The sequence below is a fragment of the Nonomuraea sp. NPDC026600 genome, from assembly GCF_040638335.1.
Lineage (GTDB): Bacteria > Actinomycetota > Actinomycetes > Streptosporangiales > Streptosporangiaceae > Nonomuraea.
The window spans coordinates 166597-191335 of sequence record NZ_JBEZYD010000009.1 but is presented as its reverse complement, the minus strand read 5'-3'; the positions used below and the strand labels follow the sequence as shown (position 1 = coordinate 191335).

The window sequence follows — 24739 nt, the reverse complement described above, 5'->3', positions numbered from 1 at the left end:
CATGATTGAACAGTGAACCGGTACGAACGCTGGAACTTGCTGTTAGAGCTCGTCGCCGAGGCCGGCCGACTCGACGTGTCGGAGACGGCGCGGAAGCTCGGCGTGTCCTCCGCCACGATCAGGCGCGACTTCGACGAGCTCGCCGACCAGCAGTTGCTGAGCAGGACCAGGGGCGGCGTCATCGCGCACAGCGTCTCGTACGACCTGCCGCAGCGCTACAAGGTCGCCCAGCACGCGCCGGACAACCAGCGCATCGCCTCGGCGGCGGCGGCCCTGGTGCCGGTGGGGGCCACGATCGGGCTCAACGGCGGCACCACCACGACGGAGGTGGCCAGGGTCCTGGCCAACCGCCCCGACCCGCCCTCCGGCCGCCGCGGCCCGGCGTTCACCCTGGTGACCAACGCCCTGAACATCGCCCACGAGCTGGCCGTGCGGCCGCATCTGCACGTGGTCACCACGGGCGGCTCCGCCCGCGCCGAGTCGTACGAGCTGGTGGGCCCGGTGGCGACGGGCATGCTGGCGGACGTCGCGCTCGACGTGGCTGTGCTCGGTGTCGACGCGCTCGACGTGAGGCACGGCGCCAGCGCCCACGGGGAGGGCGAGGCGGCCGTCAACCGGCTGATGGCCGCGAAGGCCCGCCAGGTGATCGTGGTGGCCGACAGCTCGAAGCTGGGCCGCCGGGCGTTCGCCCTGGTCTGCCCGCTGAACCAGATCAACATCCTGGTGACGGACTCCGCCGCCCCGGCCGAGCTGACCGCCGGGTTCGAAGACGCCGGCATCCGGGTCATCCGGGTCTGAGACGGACGCGCCCCGCGCCGAGATCTGATCGACCTCAGCGCCGGCGTCGCGGGAACCTGCCTGTGAAGACCCGTACGTTCCCTGCCCCGCCGGCCAGGTCGGCCGCCCATCTGACCGCCGTCTTCAGTGACGGTTCAGGGGCGTGGTAGGCCCGGTCGGCCGACCACCACCAAGCCTTCTCCCGGCGCGGCTCGCCGGCCAGCCCGGCCGCCGCCAGCCCCGCCGGGTGACCGGCCCGCTTCCAGAGCTCCGCCCACTGCCCGCGGCGCAGGCTCAGGTAGAGCAGGCCCTTCAGCTCGCCGACCACGCCGAGGTCGCGTACGGCGGCGCGGGACAGATCCAGCGCGTACACCCGCGGGCAGGACAGCAGCGGCGTCAGGTCCACGGGCCGCTCGGTGCGCAGCGTCAGCGACCGCAGCGCGGCGTGGCCCTCCAGTGGCGCGAGGTCGATCCCGTCCATGGCCAGATCGAGCAGTTCAACCGGAGTGTCGCACAGCGGTGTCAGGTCGGCCCCCGGGCAGTTGTCCACCGTCACCTTCCACAGCACCGGCGCGCCGCGCACGGCCCCGAAGTCGACCCAGGGGGCGTTGGCCACCGACAGGCGCTGGATGCGCGGGTGCCAGCCCCGGATGGCGGCCGCGTCGGGACCGGCGACCGTCAGTGAGTGGGATTCCTCGTAGGCGTACCGGTCCGGCTGCTCCATGTCGCCGAGGTCGATCCGCAGCTCGCCGGACTCGGCCGAGTAGGCGCCGGCCTCCAGGGCGGCGACGTGCCGCCGCAGCAGGCTGGTCACCGAGTCGGCGACGTAGACCGGGCCTTCGTCGTGGTGCATACCCATGCGGATGACCTGACCCGGCCGCCCCGCCGGGCCGGGCGCCATGTCCACCGCCAGGAAGTCGCCTCCGGTGCTGGTGGCGAACGGGATCCAGCACGGGTGGTCGGACGCCCGCCGCATCGCCAGCGGGGGACCCACCTCGGTGACGAGCGGCTGGAGCAGATGATGGCGCCAGCTCCGCCCGGCGGCCCACCAGCGGTTCTCCGGACGGCTCTGGCTTTCCAGCTGTTCGAGGCCGAACCAGGGGTGCCCGTCCAGGAGGCCCTCACCGCCGTCGCCGTCGACCAGCTCGTAAAGGGCGCGCAGATCGTCGGGCAGCGTCACGCCGTACCGGACCCGGAGCTGGGCCTCGAGCCAGGCGCGGCGCGCTTCGGGGATCGCGGGCGGCGGCGCGTACTTGTCCCCGCTCGGACCGCCCAGGACCCGGTCGCGCTCGCGTAAGTACGCGCCGAGCAGCGCGACGGCCTCCTTCGGATCTCCCGCCGGCGGGCGACCCGCGCGGCCCTGCTGAAACTCCGCGGGCTCGACCGGCAGCACCTCCCGGTCAAGCACATAGAGGAAGCCACGCTCTTCGTGTTCCATGCGATCCAGCGATTCGCTGATCACCGCCTCGAACCGCCCCTTGGCCTCGACCGTCAACTCGATGGTGAGGTGATCGCCCGTCGCCCCGGCCAGGGTGTAGAGGTCGCACATCTCCAGATGCAGGTCGATGTCGCCCGTGTCGGCTCCGCTCGGCTCGAATCTCAGGCCGCGGTGGCCGGATCCGTCCGGGCCTGTCGCGTACCCCCGCAGCTCGGCCCGCCGCCACGCCGCGGGCGCCCCGGCCGCGATCTTCCCTGCCATGGTACGGAGCACATCGGCGATCTCGGAGTCACGATCATCGGTCACACGACATACCTAATCATCGGAAACACCCCCCTCCGCCACATGGCACTTGATGATTACCGAGCGTATCCAGTGGACACGTAGCGTCATACAAGATGCCGTACCGCCGGAAGAAGGGCCCTATGCGAGGCGTTGCCGAACCGCCGGCGAAGGCGTTGCGGACGCCGCGCGCCGCGGGCGCGGCCGGGATCCTCTCCGCCCTGCCGCTGGGCGGTGCCATGATCCTGGTACGCAAGGCGGTGCCCGCCCATCCGCTCGACGCGGCCGCCTACCTCGCCGACACCGCCGGCCACAACGCCCTGCGGGTGGCGCTGATCCTCCTGCCGTTCGGCGGGATCTTCTTCCTGTGGTTCATGGGCGCCGTACGGGACTCCATCGGAGTGCGGGAAGACCGGTTCTTCGCCACGGTCTTCTTCGGCGCCGGGCTGCTCTTCGTGGCGATGCTCTTCGTCTTCGGCGCGACGGCGAGCGCCTATCTGGCCACGATCGACGCCATGCGGACCACGCCCCAGCCCACGGCCTTCTGGCACTACGGGCGCCACCTCACGCTGTCCCTGCTCACCGAGTACGCGCCGCGCATGGCCGCCGTGTTCACCCTGACGACCACGACCATCGGCACCCGCCTCGGCCTCCTTCCCCGCTGGCTGTCCTGGCTCGGCTATCTCGTCGGGCTGGTGCTCCTCCTGGTCGTCAGCAGGGTCGCCTGGTCGGAGCTCGCGTTCCCGGTCTGGGTCCTGATCGTCGGCTGCTACCTGATCGTCGCCCACGACCGGTTCCGGATGATCTCCGGCAAGATGCCCACCTCATGACCCTCGACCACGAGGAGCTGGGTAAGGGCCCTTTCAGGTCGGCTCGACGGGGAGTGTTGCTGTGAGGGTTGTCGTTGATCTCACGCGCTGTCAGGGGTACGGGCAGTGCGTCTTCCTGGCGCCGGACGTGTTCACGATGCCCGGCCAGGAAGCGCTCATGTACGACACCGGCCCGGACGACGACCAGCGCGAGCACGTCCTGCGGGCGGCCGCGGCCTGCCCGGTCCAGGCCATTCACGTCGGCCGGATGACCACCCAGCACAGAACCCGGCGGCCCGAGATGGCCCCCGCCGCGACGGGTGGTGACGAGGAGTTCAAACGCGACGGCCGCATCGTCATCGTCGGCGCCTCCCTGGCCGGCGCCCGGGCCGCCGGGGTGCTGCGCAGAGACGGCTTCACGGGCTCGCTGACCCTGATCGGGGACGAGCAGTACCAGCCGTACGACCGGCCGCCGCTGTCCAAGCAGGTGCTGTCCGGCAAGGTGCCCGCCGAACGCACCCTGCTCCCCCACCTTCGCGAACCGGACGTCGAATGGCTGCCGGGCACCACGGCGACCGGACTGGACCTCTCCGCCCAGCAGGTGCGGCTCGCCGACGGCCGGGAGATCGGCTTCGACAAGGTGCTGATCGCCACCGGCGCACGTGCCAGGCCGTGGCCGAAGGAGGCGGAGGCGGCGCTCGACGGCGTGTACGTCCTGCGCACGCTGGACGAGGCGCAGCGGATGCGGCAGCGGCTGGCCGCCGGGGTCAACCGGGTGCTGGTCATCGGGGCGGGATTCACCGGGTCGGAGGTGGCGTCGGTCTGCCGCGAGCTCGGCCTGCCGGTGACCGTCGTCGAACACGGGCCCGTTCCGCTGGGCGGCGCGCTGGGCGGGGTGATCGGCGCGGTCGCGGCGGACATGCAGCGCGCGGCCGGCGTGGACCTGCGCTGCGGGGTCACGGTCGCCTCGCTCGACGGAGACGCGGACGGGCGGCTGATCGGGGCACGGCTGTCCGACGGCAGCACCGTCGAGGCCGACATGGCGGTGGTCGCGCTCGGTGCGATCCGCAACGTGGAATGGCTGCGGGGCTCGGGGCTGGCGGCCGGCGTGTGGGGGGTGGCCACCGACGCGGGCTGCCGCGCCTTCGACATCAACGGCCTGGTCACCGACAACGTGTTCGCCGCCGGTGATGTGGCGCGGTTCCCGCATCCGGTGTACCAGTACCAGTTCGTCGCGCTGGAGCACTGGGGCAACGCCGTCGCCCAGGCCGAGGTCGCCGCGCACAACATGATCAGCGACCAGGCTCATCGCTGGCCGCATCTGTCGCTGCCGGTGTTCTGGTCCAACCAGTTCGGCACCAACATCAAGTCGGTCGGCGTTCCGAGCTTCGCCGACGAGCTCGTGATCGCGCAGGGCTCGCTGGCCGAGCGCCGGTTCGTCGCCGTCTACGGCTACCGGGGCAGGATCACCGCGGCGGTCATGTTCGACCAGGCGATGTGGCTGGACTTCTACCGGCGGCTGATCGAAGAGGCCGCGCCGTTCCCGCCGGACTTCCGCACGGTCGACCGGCGCGACGGGATGCGGCCCGTGCCGGCCGAAGTCCCGCAGCGGATCAAGCCCGCTGAAGGAGCGACCGTGGTGGTGACCGGTCATGATCCGGCCGAACGCCGCGTCACGCTCGTACGCCCCCAACGGTAGGACCATCTCGGAAAAGGGAGGCAACCTCGTGGAGCCGGCCAGCATCTACGCGCAGATCCACCAGTTCGGCAACCGGGCCGACCCGTACTCGCTGTACGCCGAGCTGCGCAAGACACCCGTGGCGCGGCAGGAGGACGGCAGCTATGTCGTCAGCACGTACGAGGAGATCGTCGCGCTGCTGCACGATCCGCGGGTCAGCTCGGACCGCCGCAACCTCGCCGACGCGCCCCCTTCCGATGGCATGCCCTCCTTCATCACCACCGATCCGCCCGAGCATGACCGGCTCCGGCGGCTGGCCATGCGTCATTTCGGGCCGCCCCATTCGCCGCGCAAGGTGGAGAGCCTGCGCGGGGAGCTGCTCGAGATCGTCACGGGGTTGATCGACGGCATCGCGGACCGGACGGAGGCCGACATCGTCGACGACGTCGCCTACCCGTTCCCGGTCACGGTGATCTGCCGCCTGCTCGGGGTGCCCCTGGAAGACGAACCCCGCTTCCACAAGTGGGCCGACGAGATCGTGGAGACGCTCGGCCCGTCGGGCGAGGGCGACATGGCGGAGCGGCTCAAGAGACGCCAGGCCACCGTGGTCACGCTGGGGCAGTACCTGGGCGAGCTCGCCGAGGCCCACCGCAAGAACCCGGGCGACGACCTCCTGTCCGGACTGGTCACCGATGACGGCCCCGACGGGTCGATGTCGCACCTCGAGGTGATCTCGACCGCCGCGCTGTTGCTGATCGCCGGGCACGAGACCACGGTCAACCTCATCACCAACGGCATGCTCACCCTGCTGCGGAACCCGTCGCTGATCGAACGGCTCCGCCAGGAGCCGGACCTGGTCGTCCACACCGTCGAGGAACTGCTGCGCTACGAGCCGCCCGTGCACTTCCTGTCCCAGCGCGTCGCCCTCGACGACATCACGATCGCGGGTGTCACCATCCCGAAGGGATCGCCCATCGTCCTCGCCCTTGCCTCGGGCAGCCGCGACCCCGCGCACCTGCGGGATCCCGACCGCTTCGATCCCGACCGCCCCTACATCCAGCACCTCGGCTTCGGGGGCGGCGTCCACCACTGCTTCGGCGCTCCGCTGGCCCGCCTCGAGGCCCAGATCGCGCTGCGCGAGCTCGCGCACCGGCTGGTGAACCCGCGCCTGGTCACCGACCCGCCGCCCTACCGGCCCAGCTCCACCCTGAGAGGTCCGCGTCACCTCGTCATCGAGTACGACCGGGTGCTCCCGTACGAGCCGATCACGTGACTACAGGGACGCGAGCCAGGTTTCGATGGTGTGGGCCATGGACGGCGCCTGATCCTCCAGCATCGTGAAGTGATCGCCCTCCACCTCCTGGGCGGTGTGCTCGGTGTGCCAGGAGGCACGCCACTCCCCGGAGGGGGAGGGCGCCAGCGGCGTGTCCGGATGGAGGAACAGGATGGGTGCCGCCACCTCTCCCAGCTCGCATTCGCGGAACAGCTTGTAGTAGCGGCCCATCGCCGACAGCCGCGCGTTGGTGAAGGGCCCGAAGGAGTCTTCTCTGTCGAACATGCCCTCGACCATCTGCGCCCCGAGGTCGTCGACCACCTGGCTCTCCGCCAGGAAGGTGTCGAGCAGGATCAGCCCGGCCGGGTGGACGCCCATCTCCTCCAGGTATCCGGCCGCGGCGTGCGCGAAGATCCCGCCGGCGCAGTAGCCGAGGAGCGCGAACGGTCTCCCGTCGGCCGCGTCGCGCACGCTCCGCGCCCACGTGCGTACGGCGGCTTCGGCCGTACCGGGCAGGCTCTCTTCGGGTGCGAAGCCGAGGACGGGCAGGGCGAAGAGATCGCGCAGACCCTGGAAGTTCGCCGCGAGCCGGGCGAACTGGGCGGCTCCCCCCAACGCCATGGGCGTGCTGAAGCAGAACAGGGCGGGTTCGCCGGGACCGGTCGCCAGCTTGAGCGCCGGCGGGATGACGGCGAGTTCGTCCGGCGAATCGAAGGACGGCCGCAGCTCGGCCACCGCCCGCAGCACGGCCAGGCCCTCGTGCGTCTTGCCGGCGCGGGCCGCCTCCCCGAACAGCGCGCTGAGGCTGTCACCCGAGTGCGGGTCGCCGGTCCGCGTGCCGCCCAGCTCGTCCGACAGGTGCCGGGCCAGGGCGGAGGGGCTGGGGTGGTCGAAGACCACGGTGGCCGGCATACGCAGCCCGGTGGCGCCGGCGAGGCTGTTACGCAGTTCGACCGAGGTCAGGGAGTCGAATCCGGCTTCGAGGAAGTTCTGGTCGGGGTCGATCGAATCGGGACCGGAATGACCGAGCACCTTCGCGGTGTGCGCCCGCACCAGCTCGCGCAGCCGGTCGACGCGCTCGTCGGCCGCCAGTCCGGCCAGTTCCGCCGCGAGTGACGGCTCGTGGGCGTCCTGACCGGCGGCCTCGCCGTCGAGGATCGCCTGTACGTCGGGCAGCGCGCGGAGCAGCGGCCGCGGCCTGGCGAGGGTGAACACGGAGGCGAACCGGCTCCAGTCGATGTCGGCCACCACGCGGTGGGTCTCGTCGTGGTCGAGGACCTTCTCCAGCGCGGCCACCGCCGCGTCGGGCTCCATGACGCGTACGCCGAGCCGGCGCAGTCGCGCGCCGACCGACTCGTCCACCATGCCGCCGCCGCCCCAGGCGCCCCAGGCGACCGAGGTGGCCGGGAGCCCGCGGGCCCGGCGCGCGTGGGCCAGCGCGTCCAGGAACGCGTTGGCTCCCGCGTAGGCGGCCTGTCCCGCCTGGCCCCACACCGCCGAGCCGGAGGAGAACAGGACGAATCGCTCCACCGGATGGCCGGTCGACAGCTCGTCGAGGAGCGCCGCTCCTGCGATCTTGCCCTCGGCCGTCTCGGCGAACTCCGTGATCGTGCTGTCGGCGAGCAGCGTGTCGTCGCGGACGACCCCGGCCGCGTGCACGATCGCGGTCAGCGGTTGCCCCTCGGGCAGCGCGTCGAGCACGCGGCGCAGCCCTTCGCGGTCGGCGACGTCGCAGGCGGCGACGGTGACCTTGGCGCCGAGCGCCGTCAGCTCGGCTTCCAGCTCGGCGACGCCTTCGACGGCCCGGCCCCGGCGGCTGAGCAGCGCGAGGTGTTCGGCGCCGCGGGCCGCCAGCCAGCGGGCGACGTGCGCGCCGACGCCGCCGGTGCCGCCGGTGACGAGCACCGTGCCGTGCGGTCGCCAGGGGGTCTCGGGCGTCGCGTCGCCCAGTGGCGCGCGCTCCATCCGCCGGGCGAAGACGCCCGCCGCCCGTACCGCCAATTGATCCTCGCCGTCCCGCCCGGACAGCGCGGCGCACAGGCGGGCGACGGTACGTTCGTCCGGTTCGGCGGGTACGTCGATCAGGCCGCCCCAGGTGTCGGGGTGGTCCAGGGCGAGGACGGTGCCGATGCCCCACACCACCGCCTGGGAGGGGGACCGGAGTTCGGCCGCCTGCTCCACGGCCACCGCGCCCGAGGTGAGCGCCCACAGCGGCGCGGGGATCTCCGCGTCGCCGAGCGCCTGCACCAGGGTGACGGTCATGACCGCGCCGCGGGAGAGGACGGGGTGGGCCGGGTGGGCGCGGTCGTCGAGCGCCAGCAGGGAGAGCACGCCGGTCAGCGGCTCCTCGGGGAGCGCGTCGCGCAGGGTACGCGTGAGCGCGGCCCGGTCCTGGCCCCCCACCTGGATGGACACCACGTGGGCGCCCGCCTTGGCCAGGCCGTTGACGATCGAAGCCGCCTGCGTACCGGCACCGTCGATGGCCGGCCCGTCGACGACCGAAGCCGTCCGCGTGTCGGCGCCGTCGATCTCCGGCAGGACGACGATCCATGATGTCCCGGTCAGCGTCGCGTCGGCCGCCTCCCGTACCGGCAGCCAGGCCACCCGGTAGCGCCAGGAGTCCAGCGTCGCCGCCTGCCGCCGCTGCCGGCGCCACGCCGACAACGCCGGCAGCACCTCGGCCAGGGCGGCCGGGTCCACCTCGGCGAACCGTGGCGCGTCCCCCCGCTCCACCGCCGCCCAGAAGTCGGCTTCATCGGGGTCGGCGCTCGGGGTGACGGCGCTCGCAGGCGCCAGCCAGTAGCGTTCGCGCTGGAAGGCGTAGGTCGGCAGGTCCACCCGGCGGGCGCCGGGGTAGACGGCGGACCAGTCCACGCCGACGCCGCGTACGTGCAGCTCGGCGAGCGAGGCGAGCATGCGGGCCTGCCCGCCGTCCTCGCGGCGGAGCGTGCCGGTGACCACGGCGTCGCGGTCGAGGGCGTCGAGGGTCTCCTGGATGCCCATGGTGAGCACCGGGTGCGGGCTGGTCTCGACGAAGACCGCGTGGCCCTGGGCGACGAGCGCGTGGACGGCCGCGTCGAACCGCACGGTCTGCCGCAGGTTGGCGTGCCAGTACGCGGCGTCGAGCCCGGCGGTGTCGATCCAGTCGCCGGTCACCGTCGAGATCATCGGTACTTCGCCCGCGCGGGGCCTGATCGGCCCGAGGTCGTGCAGCAGGCGCTCCCGCAGCTCGTCGACCTGGGCCGAGTGCGAGGCGTAGTCGACCGGGATCAGCTTGGCCCGGATCCCTTCGGCGGTGAGCTCCGCGACCAGTTCGCCGAGCGCGCCGGGTGAGCCGGAGACCACGACCGAACGTGCTCCGTTGACCGCGGCCAGGGAGTAGTCACCCGGTCGCCGGCCAAGGCGCGCGGTCAGCTCCTCGACGGGCAGCCCGACCGATGCCATGCCGCCCCGGCCCGCGAGCACGGCCCCGATCGCCTGGCTGCGCAGGGCGACCACGCGGGCGCCGTCCTCCAGAGACAGTCCGCCCGCCACCGTGGCGGCGGCGATCTCGCCTTGGGAGTGGCCGATCACCGCGTCGGGCCGCACGCCGTACGAACGCCACAGCCCGGCCAGCGCCACCATGACCGCCCACAACAACGGCTGGACCACGTCCACCCGCTCCAGCGGGGGCGTGCCGGGCGCGCCGCGGAGCACCTGGGCCGGGGACCAGTCCACGAACGGGGTGAGAGCGCGCTCGCAGGCGGCGAAGTGCTCGGCGAAGATCGGCGACTCGTCGAGCAGTTCAGTGGCCATGCCCGCCCACTGCGAGCCCTGGCCCGGGAAGACGAACACCGTCTTGCCCGGTGCTCCGGCCACGCCGCCGACCGCGCCGGGGACCTGTTCACCCGCGGCCAGATCGCGCACGGCGGCCAGCAGTTCGGCGCGGTCTCGGCCGACGACCGCGGCGCGATGCCGGTACGCCGTACGCGTCGTGGCCAGGGAGAACCCGACGTCGGCGACGGGCTGCCCGGGGTGACGCGCCACATGCGCGCCGAGCCGGTCGAGCTGAGCGCGCAGAGCGGCCCCGCTCTTGGCCGACACCACCCACGCGACCGCGGCGGGCGCTACGGGCCCGGCCGTAGCCGCGTCGTCCGCCGACGACAGCAGCCCGGCCGTGGCACCGTCCGCCCGCGACGCGACCCCGGCCGCAGCGCCGTCCGCCGACGACGCGACCCCGGTCGGGGCGGCATCGCCAGCCGGGGCCTGCTCCAGGATCACGTGCGCGTTCGTGCCGCTGACGCCGAACGCGGACACGCCGGCCCGGCGGGGGCCGCCGCTGTCCGGCCAGTCGACGGCTTCGGTCAGGAGCCGGACGTTCCCCGCGGACCAGTCCACGTGGGACGAGGGCGCGGACACGTGCAGCGTCTTGGGCAGGAGGCCCGCCCGCATGGCCAGCACCGCCTTGATCACACCGGCGACACCGGCGGCGGACTGGGTGTGGCCGATGTTGGACTTGATCGACCCCAGCCACAGCGGCCGGTCGGCGGGACGGTCGGCGCCGTAGGTGGCCAGCAGCGCCTGCGCCTCGATGGGATCGCCCAGGGTGGTGCCGGTGCCGTGCGCCTCGACGAAGTCCACGTCGGCGGCGGCGAGCCCGGCGGCGGCCAGCGCGCGGCGGATGACCCGCTGCTGGGACACCCCGTTCGGGGCGGACAGGCCGTTGCTGGCGCCGTCCTGGTTGATCGCGGACCCGCGCACGACCGCGAGGACCGGATGACCGTTGCGGCGCGCGTCGGACAGCCGCTCCAGCAGCAGCAGGCCGGCGCCCTCGCCCCATCCGGTGCCGTCGGCGTCGTCGGAGAAGGCCTTGCACCGCCCGTCGCGCGCCAGGCCGCGCTGGCGGCTGAACTCCACGAAGATGTCGGGGGTGGGCATGACGGTCACCCCGCCGGCGAGCGCGAGCGTGCTCTCCCCGCCGCGCAGCGACTCGCACGCCCAGTGCAGCGCCACCAGCGACGACGAGCACGCCGTGTCGATGGTGGCCGCGGGGCCCTTGAGCCCGAACACGTAGGAGATCCGGCCCGAGATCACCGCGGTGGAGTTGCCCGTGAGCAGGTGGCCCTCCGCGCCTTCCGCGGGTACGCCCAGGCTGCCTCCGTACCCGTCGGCGAAGGCGCCGACGAAGACGCCCACCTGGCTGTCCTTCAGCGACCGGGGGTCGATGCCGCCCCGCTCGAACGCCTCCAGCGCCACCTCCAGCATCAGGCGCTGCTGAGGGTCGGCGGCCAGCGCCTCCCGGGGCGAGATGCCGAAGAATCCCGCGTCGAAGGCGGCGGCGTCGTGCAGGAACCCGCCCTCGCGGGTGTAGGTGGTGCCTGGACGGGTCGGATCCGGGTCATAGAGCTCCGAAAGATGCCAACCCCGGTCGTCGGGGAACAACGACACACCGTCGCGGCCGTCCGCCACGAGCTGCCACAGGTCCTCGGGATCATGGACGTCCCCGGGGAACCGGCAGCTCATGGAGACCACCGCGATCGGCTCGTGTTCGCGGGCCTCGGCCTCGCGGAGCCGTTCCCTGGTCTGCTGGAGATCGGCGGTCACCCGCCTGAGGTAGTCGAGGAGCTTCTGCTCGTCCGCCACGTCATGCCACCTTCCGGAAGTCTCAGAGCCCCTTGTCGATCAACGCGAACAGCTCGTCGGCACTCGCCGACTCCACGGCCTGGCCGGGGTCCGCCTGTTCGCCGCGCCATTGCGCCAGGAGGCCGCGCAGCCGCGCGGTGACCGTCGACCGCGTCTCCTCGTCGGGCGTGAGCGCGCCGAGCAGCCGCCCCAGCCGGTCCAGTTCCTCCAGTGCCCGCTCGCCGGTCGGCCTGTCGGCGGGCGCGATCTCCGTGAGCAGGTACTCCGCCAGCGCGATCGGGGTCGCGTGGTCGAAGGCCAGCGTCGTGGGCAGTCGCCGATCGACCGCGGTGTTCAGCCGGTTGCGCAGCTCGACCGCGGTCAGCGAGTCGAACCCCAGCTCGTCGAACGGGCGGTGCGGGTCCACCTCGTCGGCGGAGGTGTGGCCGAGCACGGCGGTGACCTGGTCGAGCACGAGATCGAGCAGGATCTTCCGCCGGTCCGGCTCGGGAAGCCCGGTGAGCTTGTCCTTCAGGCTCGGGCCGGTGCCACGGTCGGTGGAGGCGGCGCGGCGCGGCCGGGCTCGTACCAGCTCTCTGAGCATCGGCGGCAGGGCGTCGCCGCGCGCGCTCATCGCCTTGGGATCCAGGCGGATCGGCACCAAGGCCGGTTCGGGCCGGAGCAGGGCGGTGTCGAACAGCGACAAGCCCGTCTCCGGCGTGAACGGAATGATGCCGTCGCGGGCCATCCGGGCGACCTCCGCGTCGGCGAGGGTGTCGAGCATGCCTCCGCTTCCCGTCCACGGCCCCCAGGCCAGCGACGTCGCCGGTAGCCCCTGAGCCCGTCGCCGGTGGGCCAGCGCGTCCAGGAACGCGTTGGCGGCCGCGTAGTTCCCCTGCCCCGCGCTGCCCATCGTGCCGGCGGCCGAGGAGAACATGACGAAGGCCGACAGGTCGAGGTCGCGCGTCAGCGCGTGCAGGTTCAGCGCCGCGTCCGCCTTCGGCCGCAGCACGCCGTCCAGTCGCTCGGGTGTGAGCGAGGTGATCGGTCCGTCGTCCAGGACGCCCGCGGCGTGCACCACGGCTGTGAGCGTCCGGCCCGCGATCAGTGCGGCGAGCGCGTCGCGGTCGGCGACGTCACAGGCCGCGATCTCGACCCGCGCGCCGAGCTCCGCGAGCTCGGCGCGGAGTTTCTCGGCACCCTCGACGGCGGTGCCGCGGCGGCTGGTCAGTAGCAGATCACGTACGCCGTGGCGGGCGACGAGGTGGCGGGCGAGGAGCTTGCCGAGGCCGCCGGTGCCGCCGGTCACCAGCACGGTCCCGTCAAGGTCGAGGGGGGCCGGGATCGTCAGCACGACCTTCCCGATATGCCGGGCTTGCGACATGAACCGGAACGCCTCCGGGGCCCGCCGGAGGTCCCAGGCCGTGACGGGGAGCGGCTGGATCTCGCCTTGCTCGAACAGGTCCAGAATCTCGCGCAGCATGTGCCCGGTCCGGTCGGGACCGGCTTCGACGAGGTCGAAGGGCCGGTAATGGACCCCGGGCGCGATCGTGTCCGGGGAGCGGAGGTCGGTCTTGCCCATCTCCACGAACCGGCCGCCCTCAGACAACAGTCCCAACGAGGCGTCGATGAACTCACCGGCCAGCGAGTTGAGCACCACATCCACCGAGCCGAACTTCTCCGCGAAGTCCAGTGTCCGCGAGGAGGCCACATGGTCCTCGTCCAGGGTCAGCGCTCCCCACTTGCCCGCGCTCGCGGTGCCGAACACCTCCGCACCGAGCCAGCGAGCGAGCTGTACCGCCGCCATCCCGACCCCACCGGCGGCCGCGTGGATGAGCACCCGATCTCCCGATCGCACCCCGGCCAGATCGACCAGACCGTAGTAGGCGGTCAGGAACGCCACCGGAACCGACGCCGCCTCCGCGAACGACCACCCGGCGGGCATACGAGCCACCTGCCGGTGATCTGTGACGATCAGCGGGCCGAACGCGCCGCCGTCGAACAGGCCCATCACGCGGTCGCCGGGCGCGAGCCCGATGACGCCGGGGCCGATCTCGGCGATCACGCCGGCGCCTTCCAGCCCCATCGCGCCGCTCTCGCCCGGATACATACCGAGGGCGTTGAGCACGTCGCGGAAGTTCATGCCGGCGGCGCGCAGGGCGATCCTGATCTCTCCCGGCTTCAGGGGCGCGGCGGCCTCGGGCGCGGCGACGAAAGCCAGGCCGTCCAGCGTGCCTTTGGCGCGGCTGTCCATCCGCCAGGGGGCGGCGTCCGCCGACGGTGTGAGGCCGACGCCGGACGCGTGCGCCAACGGTGTGAGGCCGACGTCGGGCGCATGCGCCGGCGCTGTGAGGCGGACGTCGGGCGCGTGCGCGAGCCTGGCCGCGAGCACCGTCCCCTCCCTCAGTACGAGCTGCGGCTCGCCGGTGAGGGCCGCGGCGGCGATCAGATCGGCGGAGGGGAGGTGGTCGTCGATCGAGTCGGCGGAGGGGGCGTGGTCGTCGAGGTCGAGCAGGGCGAACTGGCCGGGGTTCTCGGCCTGCGCGGATCGGATCAGGCCCCACACCGCGGCGCCCGCGAGGTCGCGCTCGTCGCCGGGCGCGATCGCCTTCCTGGTCAGGAAGAGCAGCCGCGACTCGGCGAGCCGGGGGTTGGCCAGCCAGACCTGCACCAGGGCGAGCGCCCGGTGAACCGCCGAGTGAACCGCGGCGGCCACGGAGTCGTCCCCGTCCGCGATGGTGGGGTGCACGATGACGATCTCGGGCGGGCTCGCCCCCGACTCGACGGCCCGGATCAGCGCGGACAGGTCGTCGTACGGCTCAGCGCCGACGACCTCGCCGCCGATGACCCAGCACCGGGTCGAGGACGCCGGCTCGACCGAGATCGGCGTCCAGTCCAGGTGGTACAAGGAACGCTCCGCGCCGCTGCGCGCGCTGGCGAGCTTGTCGAGGGTGATCTGGCGCAGGACCAGCGAGCCGATCGACACCACCGGTTGACCGAGCGAGTCGGCCGCCTCCAGGCGCAGGGAGTCTTCGCCCGTCGGGGTCACCCGTACGCGCAGGCTCGACGCTCCGGCGGCGTGCAGCTCCACATCGGCCCAGGTGAACGGTAACGCGGTGTGTTCGGCCGAGGCGGAGCTGAACCCGAAGGCGTGCAGCGCGGCGTCCAGGAGAGCGGGATGCAGGCCGAAACGGGTCGCGTCCGCCGCCGTGTGCTCGGGCAGTTCGACCTCGGCGAAGACCTCCTCGCCACGGATCCAGGCGGCACGCAGGCCACGGAAGGCCGGGCCGTAACGGAGTCCCAGATCGGCGAGCCGGTCATAGAGTCCGTCCACCTCGACCTGCTGCGCGTCGGTCGGTGGCCACGATGTCGGCTCGAATCCGGCGGGAGCGGCGGCCGGGGCGAGCGCGCCCGTGGCGTGCCTGTCCCATGGCGCGTCACCGGCCTGCGAGTACATCTTGATCGTCCGGGTGCCGGAGTCGTCCGGATCGGACACCACGATCTGCAGCCGGACGCTACCGCGTTCGGGGAGGAGCAGCGGCTGCTCCAGGGTCAGCTCCTCGAGCTTCCCGCAACCGACCTGGTCGGCGGCCCTGATGGCGAGTTCCACCAGGCCGGTGCCGGGGAAGACCACCTCCTCGCCGATCGCGTGATCGGCGAGCCACGGGTGCGTGGAGAGGGAGAGCCGGGCGGTGAACAGGAATCCGCCCGAGTCGGGCAGTTCGCCGGCCGCGCCCAGCAGCGGATGGTCCGGGGCGTCGAGGCCGATCGAGGAGGGATCGCCGCCCGGCTGGGCGGGGTTCAGCCAGTAGCGCCGGTGCTGGAAGGCGTAGGTGGGCAGGTCCACCCGGCGGGCGCCGGTACCGGCGAAGAACCTCTCCCAGTCCACCGCCGCACCACCGGCGTACGCCTGCCCGACGGCCGTCACCACCTGCTCGGCCTCGTCCCGGCCGCGGCGCAGCAACGGTACGAAGACCGGGCCGCGCGCGTCCTGAGACTCGGGTACGCACTCCTGTCCCAGGCCCGACAGCACCCCGTCGGGGCCCAGCTCGACGAAGGTCCGTACGTCCTGCTCGTGGAGGAAGGCGATGCCGTCGGCGAATCGCACCGCTTCGCGGACATGCCGCACCCAGTACTCGGCCGAGAACTCCCGTACCGGCTCGCCGGTCAGGTTCGACACCACCGGGATCGACGCGCTCCCGTACGACAGGCCCTCGGCCACCTCGCGGAAGGCGTCCAGCATCGGTTCCATCCGGGGGGAGTGGAAGGCGTGGCTGACCGGCAACCGGCGGGACTTGGCGAACCGGCCCGCCACCCGCGTGACCGCCTGCTCGTCACCGGACAGGACCACCGAGGCCGGCCCGTTGACCGCCGCGATCACCACCGCACCGGCGACGTCCGGGGTCTCGGCCAGGATCCGCCCGGCCTGCTCCTCCCCGGCCTGAACCGCGATCATCGCCCCACCGGACGGCAACGCCTGCATGAGCCGGCCACGGGCCGCCACGAGCGCGCACGCGTCCTCCAGCGACAGCACTCCCGCCGCGTGCGCCGCCGCCAGTTCGCCGATCGAATGCCCGAGCAGGAAGTCGGGCACGACGCCCCACGATTCCACCAGCCGATACAGCGCCACCTCCACCGCGAACAAGGCGGCCTGGGTGTAGCCCGTCTGGTCCAGCAGGTCGGGCCGCTCCCCCATCACCTCCATCAGCGGATGCTCCAGCAGCGGGTCCAGCCGCGCGCACGACGCCGCCAGGTGCTCGGCGAACACCGGATAGGCTGCGGCCAGTTCCAGCCCCATCCCCACCCGCTGGCTCCCCTGCCCGGTGAACAGGAACGCCAGCTTCCCGCCGCTCACCACGCCGTCGCTCGGCTGCGACAGGCCCGCCAGCAGCCCGGCGCGATCCGACGCGGTCACCACCGCTCGATGTTCCAGACCCGCCCGCGTCGTCGCCAGCGAGTAGGCCACATCCGGCAGGGCCAGGTCCTCCCGCTCTTCCAGATAGGACTTCAGCCGTACAGCCTGAGCACGCAACGCCGCCGCGCTCTTCCCGGAGATCAGCATCGGCACGGCAGAATCAGGCAGCTCCCGCGGCTCCGCGTGCTCGGCCTCGACCCCTTCCAGGACGACATGGGCGTTGGTCCCGCTGATGCCGAACGACGACACCCCCGCCCGGCGCGGACGGTCGCCGCCGGGCCAGGGGGCCGGTTCGGTCAGCAGCCGGACGTTCCCGGCGGACCAGTCCACGTGCGAGGACGGGGTGTCGACGTGCAGCGTCTTCGGCAGGACGCCGTGCCGCATCGCCATGACCATCTTGATCACCCCGGCGACGCCGGCGGCGGCCTGGGTGTGGCCGATGTTGGATTTGACCGTGCCCAGCCACAACGGCCGATCGTGTGGACGATCCTGTCCGTAGGTGGCCAGCAGCGCCTGCGCCTCGATCGGATCACCCAGCATCGTGCCGGTGCCGTGGGCTTCCACGGCGTCCACGTCGGCAGGCGACAGCTCGGCGTCGATCAGCGCCTGGCGGATCACCCGCTGCTGGGAGGGACCGTTCGGCGCGGTCAGCCCGTTGCTCGCACCGTCCTGGTTGACCGCGCTGCCCCGTACCACCGCCAGCACCCGATGACCAAGGCGCCGAGCATCCGACAACCGCTCGAGCAGTAGCAGACCCACACCCTCGGCGAACGCCGTGCCATCCGCCGCCTCCGCGAACGCCTTGCACCGCCCATCCCGCGCCAGCCCCCGCTGCCTGCTGAACTCCACGAAGATCTCGGGGGTGAAGATGATGGTGGCGCCGCCGCTGATGGCCAGGGCGCACTCGCCCCTGCGCAGCGACTCGCAGGCCAGGTGCAGAGCGACCAGGGACGACGAGCACGCCGTGTCCAAGGTGACGGCGGGCCCCTCCAGGCCGAGCGCGTAGGCGATGCGACCGGACATCACGGCCGTGGAGCCGCCGGTCAGCAGATGGCCCTCGACTCCGTCGGGGAATCCGGCCGGTCCGACGCCGTATCCGGAGGACGCGGCGCCGACGAAGACGCCTGTCTCACTGCCTTTCAGGGCGGCGGGGTCGAGGCCGGCCTGTTCGAGCAGTTCCCATGAGGTCTCCAGCAGCAGCCGCTGCTGCGGGTCCGTGGCCAGGGCCTCCCTCGGGCTCATGCCGAAGAAGCCCGCGTCGAAGTCCCCCACATCCCGCAGGAATCCGCCCGTGCTGACGTAACACGTCCCGGCGTGCTCGGGGTCGGGGTCGTAGAGCCGCTCCAGGTCCCAGCTCCGATCGGCGGGGAACTCCGACATCGCGTCGCGCCCTTCGGCGACCAGGCGCCAGAGCTGCTCGGGATCGCGCACTCCGCCGGGCAGGCGGCAGCTCATGGCCACGATCGCGATGGGCTCGTGCCGCCTGGCCTCCATCTCGTCCATCCGCCGATGGACCGACCGCAGTTCGGCGGTCGCGAGTCTCAGGTATTCGCGGAGCTTGTCATCGTTCGCCATCAGTCTCAGACCTCCGTCGCGAGGAGCCGAGCTCGTTGTCGAGCATCGTGAAGAGCTCGTCGTCCGTGGCCGCCTCGTACTGCTCGGCCTCGGTCGCCTCGCCCTGCGGGTCGTTCCATTTGCGGACCAGTGACCGCAGCCGGGCGGTGATCCCGGCCCGGTCGCCGGTCACCGTGGCGAGTGCCGCCTCCAGCCGGTCGACCTCCGCGTACACGGCGGCGGAGGCGTCCTGGGCGGCCGGGAGGAAGGCGGCTCGCACCCGGTCGGCGAGGGCGTTCGGCGTGGGGTGGTCGAAGACGAGCGTGCTGGGCAGGCGCAGACCGGTGGCGGCGCTGAGCCGGTTGCGCAGCTCGACCCCGGTCAACGAGTCGAAGCCCAGCTCCTTGAAGGCCCGGTCCGGTGGTACCGAGTCGGGGCTGGGGTGCCCGAGGACGCCTGCCGCCTCGGCGCGGACGAGCTGTACGAGCAGGGCCTTCCGTTCGTCGTCCGGCAGGCCGTCGAGACGGTCTTTCAGCGTGGTGACGCCGGGCTGGGCGGCCCGCCGTACGTGGGTGCGGGCCTGATCGCGGACCAGGCCGCGGAGCAGCGCCGGAAGCGGGGTGGCGCTCGACCGCAGGGCGGCGAGGTTCAGCCGGATCGGCAGCAGGACGGGTTCGTCCACGGTCTGGGCGGCGTCGAACAACGCCAGCCCGTCGGCGGAGGAGATCGCGGCCAGACCGGAGCGCGCCATGCCGGCCAGGGCGGTGTCGTCCAGGTGCGCGGTCATGCTGCTGCGTTGTTCCCAGAAGCCCCAGGCCAGCGACACCGCGGCGAGGCCGTGCGCGCGCCGGTGCGTCGCCAGGGCGTCTAGGAACGCGTTCGCCGCCGCGTAGTTACCCTGTCCCGCCTCTCCCAGGACGCCCGCCGCCGAGGAGAACAGCACGAACGCCGACAGATCCAGGCCCTCGGTCAGCTCGTGCAGGTGCCAGGCCGCCTCCGCCTTGGCCCCCATCACCGCGTCGACCTGCTCAGTCGTAAGCGACTCCACCATGCCGTCGTCCAGTGCCCCCGCCGCGTGCACCACCGCGGACAGCCGGCGATCGGCACGTACGCGGTCCAGCAGCCCGGCCAGCGCCACGCGGTCGGCGACGTCACACGCCACGATCTCGGCCCGCGCCCCCGCTGCCGCGAGCTCGGCGCGCAGTTCTTCCGCGCCGGGGGCCTCGGCGCCTCTGCGCCCCACCAGCACCAGATCCCGGACGCCGTACGCGGCCACCAGATGCCGGGCCACCAACCCGCCCAGCATCCCCGTCCCGCCTGTCACCAGTACGGTGCCGTCCCCGTCGAACGCGACCGGCATCGTCAGGACGACCTTCCCGACATGCCGCGCCTGCGACATGAACCGGAACGCCTCCCGCGCCCGCCGCACGTCCCACGCGCGCACGGGCAGCGCCTCGAACACGCCCTCCTCGAACAGCGCCAGAACCTCGGCCAGCAGCTCGCCCAGCCGGTCCGGACCCACGTCGATCAGGTCGAAGGCGGTGTAGTGGACCCCGGGAGCGATCGTGTCCGCGGAACGAATGTCCGTCTTGCCCATCTCCACGAACCGGCCACCCGCCGACAACATCCCCAGCGAGGCGTCCACGAACTCCCCGGCCAGCGAGTTGAGCACCACATCGACCGAGCCGAACTTCTCCGCGAACTCCAGCGTCCGCGACGAGGCCACATGCTCCTCGTCCAGCGCCAGCGCTCCCCACTTGCCCGCGCTAGCCGTCCCGAACACTTCGGCACCTAGCCAGCGAGCCACCTGCACCGCCGCCATCCCCACCCCACCGGCAGCCGCGTGGATGAGCACCCGGTCTCCCGACTGGACTCCAGCCACATCCACCAGGCCGTAATAAGCGGTCAGGAACACGCCCGGAACCGAAGCCGCCTCCGCGAACGACCACCCGGCAGGCATACGAGCCAGCAACCGCCGATCCGTCACCCCCACCGGACCGAACGCGCCATCCAGCAACCCCAGCACCCGATCACCGGGCCCCAGATCGGCAACCTCCGCCCCCACCTCCAGCACCACACCAGCGACCTCGCCGCCGATCGGGACATCGCGCTCCGGGACCATCCCCAGCGCCACCACGACGTCGCGGAAGTTCATCCCCGCCGCCCGTATCGACACCCGCACCTCGCCCGGTCCCAGCGGGCGGCTCGCCTCGGGACACGGCACCAGCGCCAGCCCGTCCAACGTGCCGTCGCCGGTGGAGTCGAGCCGCCACGTCTCGCCGCCCCAGGGCGGCAGCAGCGCCTCGCCGGTCGTCGCCCGCGCCAGCCTGGGCACCCATACCGCTCCCGCGCGCACGGCCAGTTGCGGCTCGGTGAGCGCCGCGAGCACGGCGGGCACCGGCACCTCGGAGTCGTCGAGATCCAGCAGCACGAAGCGGCCGGGGTGCTCCGACTGCGCGGACCGCATGAGGCCGAGCACCGCGGCGGCGGCCAGGTCGGTCACGTCCTCGCCGGCCACGGCGACCGCTCCCCTGGTGACCAGGGCGAACGTGGAATCGTCGAACCGGTCGTCGGCCAGCCAGGACCGTACCGCCGCCAGGGCCCGATGGATCGCCCCCCGCACATTGCCGCCGCCCGCGAAGGTCACGAACACGAGCTCGGGAGCCGACGGCACGGAGGCCAGGTCGGGACAGGCGGTGGCGCCCAGGGCGGCGGCGAGCCCGGTCTCGTCCGCACCCACCACGGCGCAGCGGCTCGGCGGAGCCGCGTCGGCGGCGTACGGCGAGGGGATCCAGCCGATCCGGAACATCGACTCGCGGCGCGGGTCCGGCGCCGACGTCGAGAGCGGCCGGGACAGGAGCGACTCCACCGCGGCCACCGGGGCTCCGGAGGGGTCCGCCAGCCGCAGCGACAGCTCGTCGGAGCCGGACCGGGTCAGGCGGACCCGCAAGGTGGACGCGCCTTCGGCGTACAGCGAGAGGCCGGACCAGGTGAAGGGCAGGCTCACTTCCTGGGCGGTGGGGTCCAGCAGGGACTCCGCGTGCAGCGCCGCGTCCAGGAGGGCCGGATGCAGACCGAAGCTCCCCGCGTCCCGGTGCGGCACGGCGACCTCGGCGAACACCTCGTCGGCCAGCCGCCAGGCGGCCTTGAGCCCGCGGAACGGCCCGTCGTAGGCGAGACCACGCTCGCCGAGGCGGTCGTAGAGATCGGTCACGTCGACGGGCTCGGCGCCGGGTGGTGGCCAGGCGGACAGGTCGAAGTCCGCGGCGGGACGCGCGGCGGCCAGCGCACCGGTCGCGTGCCGTGTCCAGTCCGGTTCGCCCTCGGGGCACGCGTGCATGGTGAGCGACCGCCGCCCGCTCTCGTCCGGCGCGTCGATCCGCACCTGCACCAGCACGCCGCCCTGCTCGGGCAGCGCCAGCGGCGCCTCAAGGATCAGCTCCTCGAGCTGGGCGCAGCCGACCTGGCGGCCCGCGCTGACGGCCAGCTCGGCGAACGCCGCACCGGGGAACAGCACCGTGCCGGACACGACGTGACCGGCGAGCCATGGGTGCGACCGCAGCGACAACCGGCCGGTGAAGACGATCTCGTCGGAGTCCGCCAGCGGCAGCGCGCCGCCGAGGAAGGGGTGGTCGGCTGCGGTCAGGCCCGCGTGGGCGACGTCGGTCGAGTCGGTGGCCTCCAGCCAGTAGCGTTCGCGCTGGAAGGCGTACGTGGGGAGGTCCACCTTCCGGGCCTGGGTCGGCGCGAAGATCGGAGTCCAGTCGACCGGCGCGCCGTGCGCGTGGGCCTCCGCGAGTGAGGTGACGAATCTGGCCGTCTCCTCCTCGTCGCGGCGCAGCGAGCCGACGGCCACCACCGCGCCGCCCGCGGCCTCGGCCGTGTCCTGAACCGCGCCGGTCAGCGTCGGATGCGGGCTGACCTCGACGAACATTCCGTAGCCCTGCTGGATCAAGGTCCGGACCGCCTGGTCGAAGCGCACCGGCCGGCGCAGGTTGGTGTACCAGTAACCGGCGTCGAGCTCCGCGGTGTCGATCAGCTCGCCGGTCACCGTGGAGCAGAACCCCACCTCGGCCGTCCAGGGGTCGATCCCGGCCAGGTCGGCCAGCAGCCGGTCACGCAGCGGCTCGGCGTAGGCCGTGTGCGAGGGATAGTCGACCGGGACCATCTTGGCCCGGACGCCCTCGGCCTTCAGTTGGTCGAACAGTTCGTTCAGGGCTGCCGAGGCGCCGGCGACGACCACCGCGTTCGGGCTGTTCACCGCCGCTATCGACAAGTGGTCCGCCCAGGGGGCGAGCCGGTCGAGCGCCTGGTCGGCCGGGAGCGAAACGGCCAGCATGCCGCCGTGGCCGGACAGGTCCTCGGTGATGGCCTGGCTGCGCAGGGCGACGACCTTGGCCGCGTCTTCGAGCGACAGCCCCCCGGCCACGCAGGCGGCGGCGATCTCGCCCTGCGAATGCCCCACGACGGCCTCGGGCTCCACGCCGTGGGAGCGCCACAGCCGCGCCAGCGAGACCATGACCGCCCACGCCACGGGCTGGCTGACGTCCATCCGATCGAGTGACCACGCGCCCGACTCGCCGCGCAGCACGTCCATCAGCTTCCAGTCCACGAACTTCTCCAGCGCGTCCGCGCACTCCGCCAGGCGGGCGGCGAACGCCGGCGAGGTGTCGAGCAGTCCGAGGGTCATGTCCTTGGACAGGACGGCCTGGCCGGGGAAGACGAAGGCCACTCGGGGGTCGCCGGTCGCCGTGCCGTGCACGACGTTCGGCGCGGGGACCGCGTCCGCGACGGCGCGCAGGCCCCCGAGGAGGGCGGCACGATCGTCGCCGATCACCACCGCGCGATGGGGGAAGGCGGTCCGCGAGCTGATCAGGGAATGGCCGACGTCGACCGGCGACAGCCGGGGGTCCTGCTCCACGCGGGCGACCAGTCGCCCGGCCTGGGCCCGCAGTGCCTGCTCGCTCTTGGCCGAGACCACCCACGGCACGACGGGCCGGGCCGTCTCCACGTCGGTGGGGTCGGGTCGCGGATGTTCCTCGAGGATGACGTGCGCGTTGGTGCCGCTGACTCCGAACGAGGAGATGCCCGCCCGTCGCGGCGTGTCCGCCGCCGTGTCCCAGGCCACGTTCTCGGTGAGCAGGGCGATGCTGCCCGACGACCAGTCCACGTTCGGCGAGGGCTCGTCGGCGTACAGGGTCTTCGGCAGCGTGCCGTGCCGCATCGCGAGCACCATCTTGATCACCCCGGCCACGCCGGCGGCGGCCTGGGTGTGCCCGATGTTCGACTTGATCGACCCCAGGTAGAGGGGCCTGCCCTCTGGACGCCCCGGCCCGTACGCGGCGAACAGGGCCCGCGCCTCGATCGGGTCGCCCAGCGTCGTGCCGGTGCCGTGCGCCTCCACCACATCGACCTCGGCGGGCGTCAGGCCCGCCGCCGCCAGCGCCTGGCCGATCACCCGCTGCTGGGACGGGCCGTTGGGCACGGTCAGTCCGCTGCTGGCGCCGTCCTGGTTGATCGCGCTGCCGCGGACGACGGCCAGCACCGGGTGACCGTGGCGTTCGGCGTCCGAGAGGCGCTCCAGGAGCAGCATGCCCGCGCCCTCACCCCAGCCCGTCCCGTCGGCGTCCGCCGAGAACGCCTTGCACCGGCCGTCCGGGGACAGCCCGCGCTGTCTGCTGAACTCCACGAACGTGCTCGGCGTGGACATCACCGTGACCCCGCCGGCCAGCGCCATGGCGCACTCGTCCTGGCGCAGCGCCTGGACCGCGAGGTGCAGCGCCACCAGGGAGGACGAGCACGCCGTGTCCACCGTGATGGCGGGGCCCTCCAGCCCCAGCAGGTAGGAGACCCGGCCGGACGCGATGGCGCCGTCGCTGCCGTTGCCGATGTAGCCGCCGAGGTCCGGCGGCACGGTGCGGACCCTGGATCCGTAGTCGTGGTAGATGACGCCGGCGAAGACGCCGGTGGCGCTACCCCGGGCGGAGGCCGGATCGAGGCCCGCGCCTTCGAACGCCTCCCACGCGGTCTCCAGCAGCAGGCGCTGCTGCGGATCCATCGCCAGGGCCTCCCGCGGACTGATCCCGAAGAAGTGCGGGTCGAACTGCGCGGCGTCGTGCAGGAATCCCCCGGACCGCGTAGAGCTCTTGCCGGGACTGTCCGGGTTCGGGTCATAGAGGTCGACGTCCCAGCCCCTGTCGGAGGGGAACGGCGAGATCGCGTCGGTGCCGACGGCCAGCAGCCGCCACAGCTCCTCCGGTGTGCCGACCTCGCCGGGGAACCGGCAGCTCATCCCGATGATCGCGATGGGCTCGGCGTTCCGGTCCTCGGCCTGCCGCAACCGGCGGCGGGTCTCCCGCAGGTCGGCGGTCGCCCTCCTGAGGTATTCGAGCAGCCTGGTCTCGTTGTCCAC

8 protein-coding genes are annotated in these 24739 nt (G+C 72.7%); 4 read left to right on the top strand and 4 right to left on the bottom strand.

Annotated features, from left to right (window positions below):
* Window positions 1–12: 12 nt before the first annotated feature.
* Window positions 13–798 carry a DeoR/GlpR family DNA-binding transcription regulator gene (locus AB0F17_RS22570; RefSeq protein ID WP_358025876.1) on the top strand — a complete coding sequence of 262 codons (786 nt, stop codon included), beginning with the start codon at window positions 13–15 and terminating at the stop codon, window positions 796–798.
* A gap of 34 nt (window positions 799–832) precedes the next feature.
* On the opposite strand, the gene AB0F17_RS22565 is transcribed toward AB0F17_RS22570, so the two are convergent.
* Window positions 833–2521 carry an SMI1/KNR4 family protein gene (locus tag AB0F17_RS22565; protein ID WP_358025874.1) on the bottom strand — a complete coding sequence of 563 codons (1689 nt, stop codon included), beginning with the start codon at window positions 2519–2521 and terminating at the stop codon, window positions 833–835.
* A 119-nt stretch (window positions 2522–2640) separates the two neighbouring features.
* Here AB0F17_RS22565 and AB0F17_RS22560 point away from each other — a divergent pair, with 119 nt between their 5' ends.
* The 3 genes from AB0F17_RS22560 (at window position 2641) to AB0F17_RS22550 (ending at window position 6257) form a co-directional block, all read left to right on the top strand.
* Window positions 2641–3327 (top strand): hypothetical protein, encoded by a 687-nt coding sequence (locus AB0F17_RS22560; RefSeq protein WP_358025872.1) that lies wholly within the window; start codon window positions 2641–2643, stop codon window positions 3325–3327.
* Between the two features lie 61 nt (window positions 3328–3388).
* Window positions 3389–5005: an FAD-dependent oxidoreductase gene (locus AB0F17_RS22555; protein ID WP_358025870.1), complete on the top strand. Its 1617-nt coding sequence runs from the start codon at window positions 3389–3391 to the stop codon at window positions 5003–5005.
* A gap of 28 nt (window positions 5006–5033) precedes the next feature.
* Window positions 5034–6257 (top strand): cytochrome P450, encoded by a 1224-nt coding sequence (locus tag AB0F17_RS22550; RefSeq protein ID WP_358025868.1) that lies wholly within the window; start codon window positions 5034–5036, stop codon window positions 6255–6257.
* Here AB0F17_RS22550 and AB0F17_RS22545 read toward each other — a convergent pair whose 3' ends face one another.
* From AB0F17_RS22545 to AB0F17_RS22535, 3 genes are read right to left on the bottom strand one after another with little or no spacing between them, the layout of a single operon-like run.
* Window positions 6258–11879, bottom strand: coding sequence for a type I polyketide synthase (locus AB0F17_RS22545; RefSeq protein WP_358025866.1), 5622 nt, complete (start codon window positions 11877–11879; stop codon window positions 6258–6260). It lies immediately after the preceding gene.
* Window positions 11880–11901: 22 nt separating this feature from the next.
* Window positions 11902–18348 (bottom strand): SDR family NAD(P)-dependent oxidoreductase, encoded by a 6447-nt coding sequence (locus tag AB0F17_RS22540; protein ID WP_358025864.1) that lies wholly within the window; start codon window positions 18346–18348, stop codon window positions 11902–11904.
* Complete coding sequence (locus AB0F17_RS22535; protein WP_358025862.1) at window positions 18335–24739, bottom strand: type I polyketide synthase; 6405 nt, start codon at window positions 24737–24739, stop codon at window positions 18335–18337. The genes AB0F17_RS22540 and AB0F17_RS22535 overlap by 14 nt, the downstream gene beginning before the upstream one ends.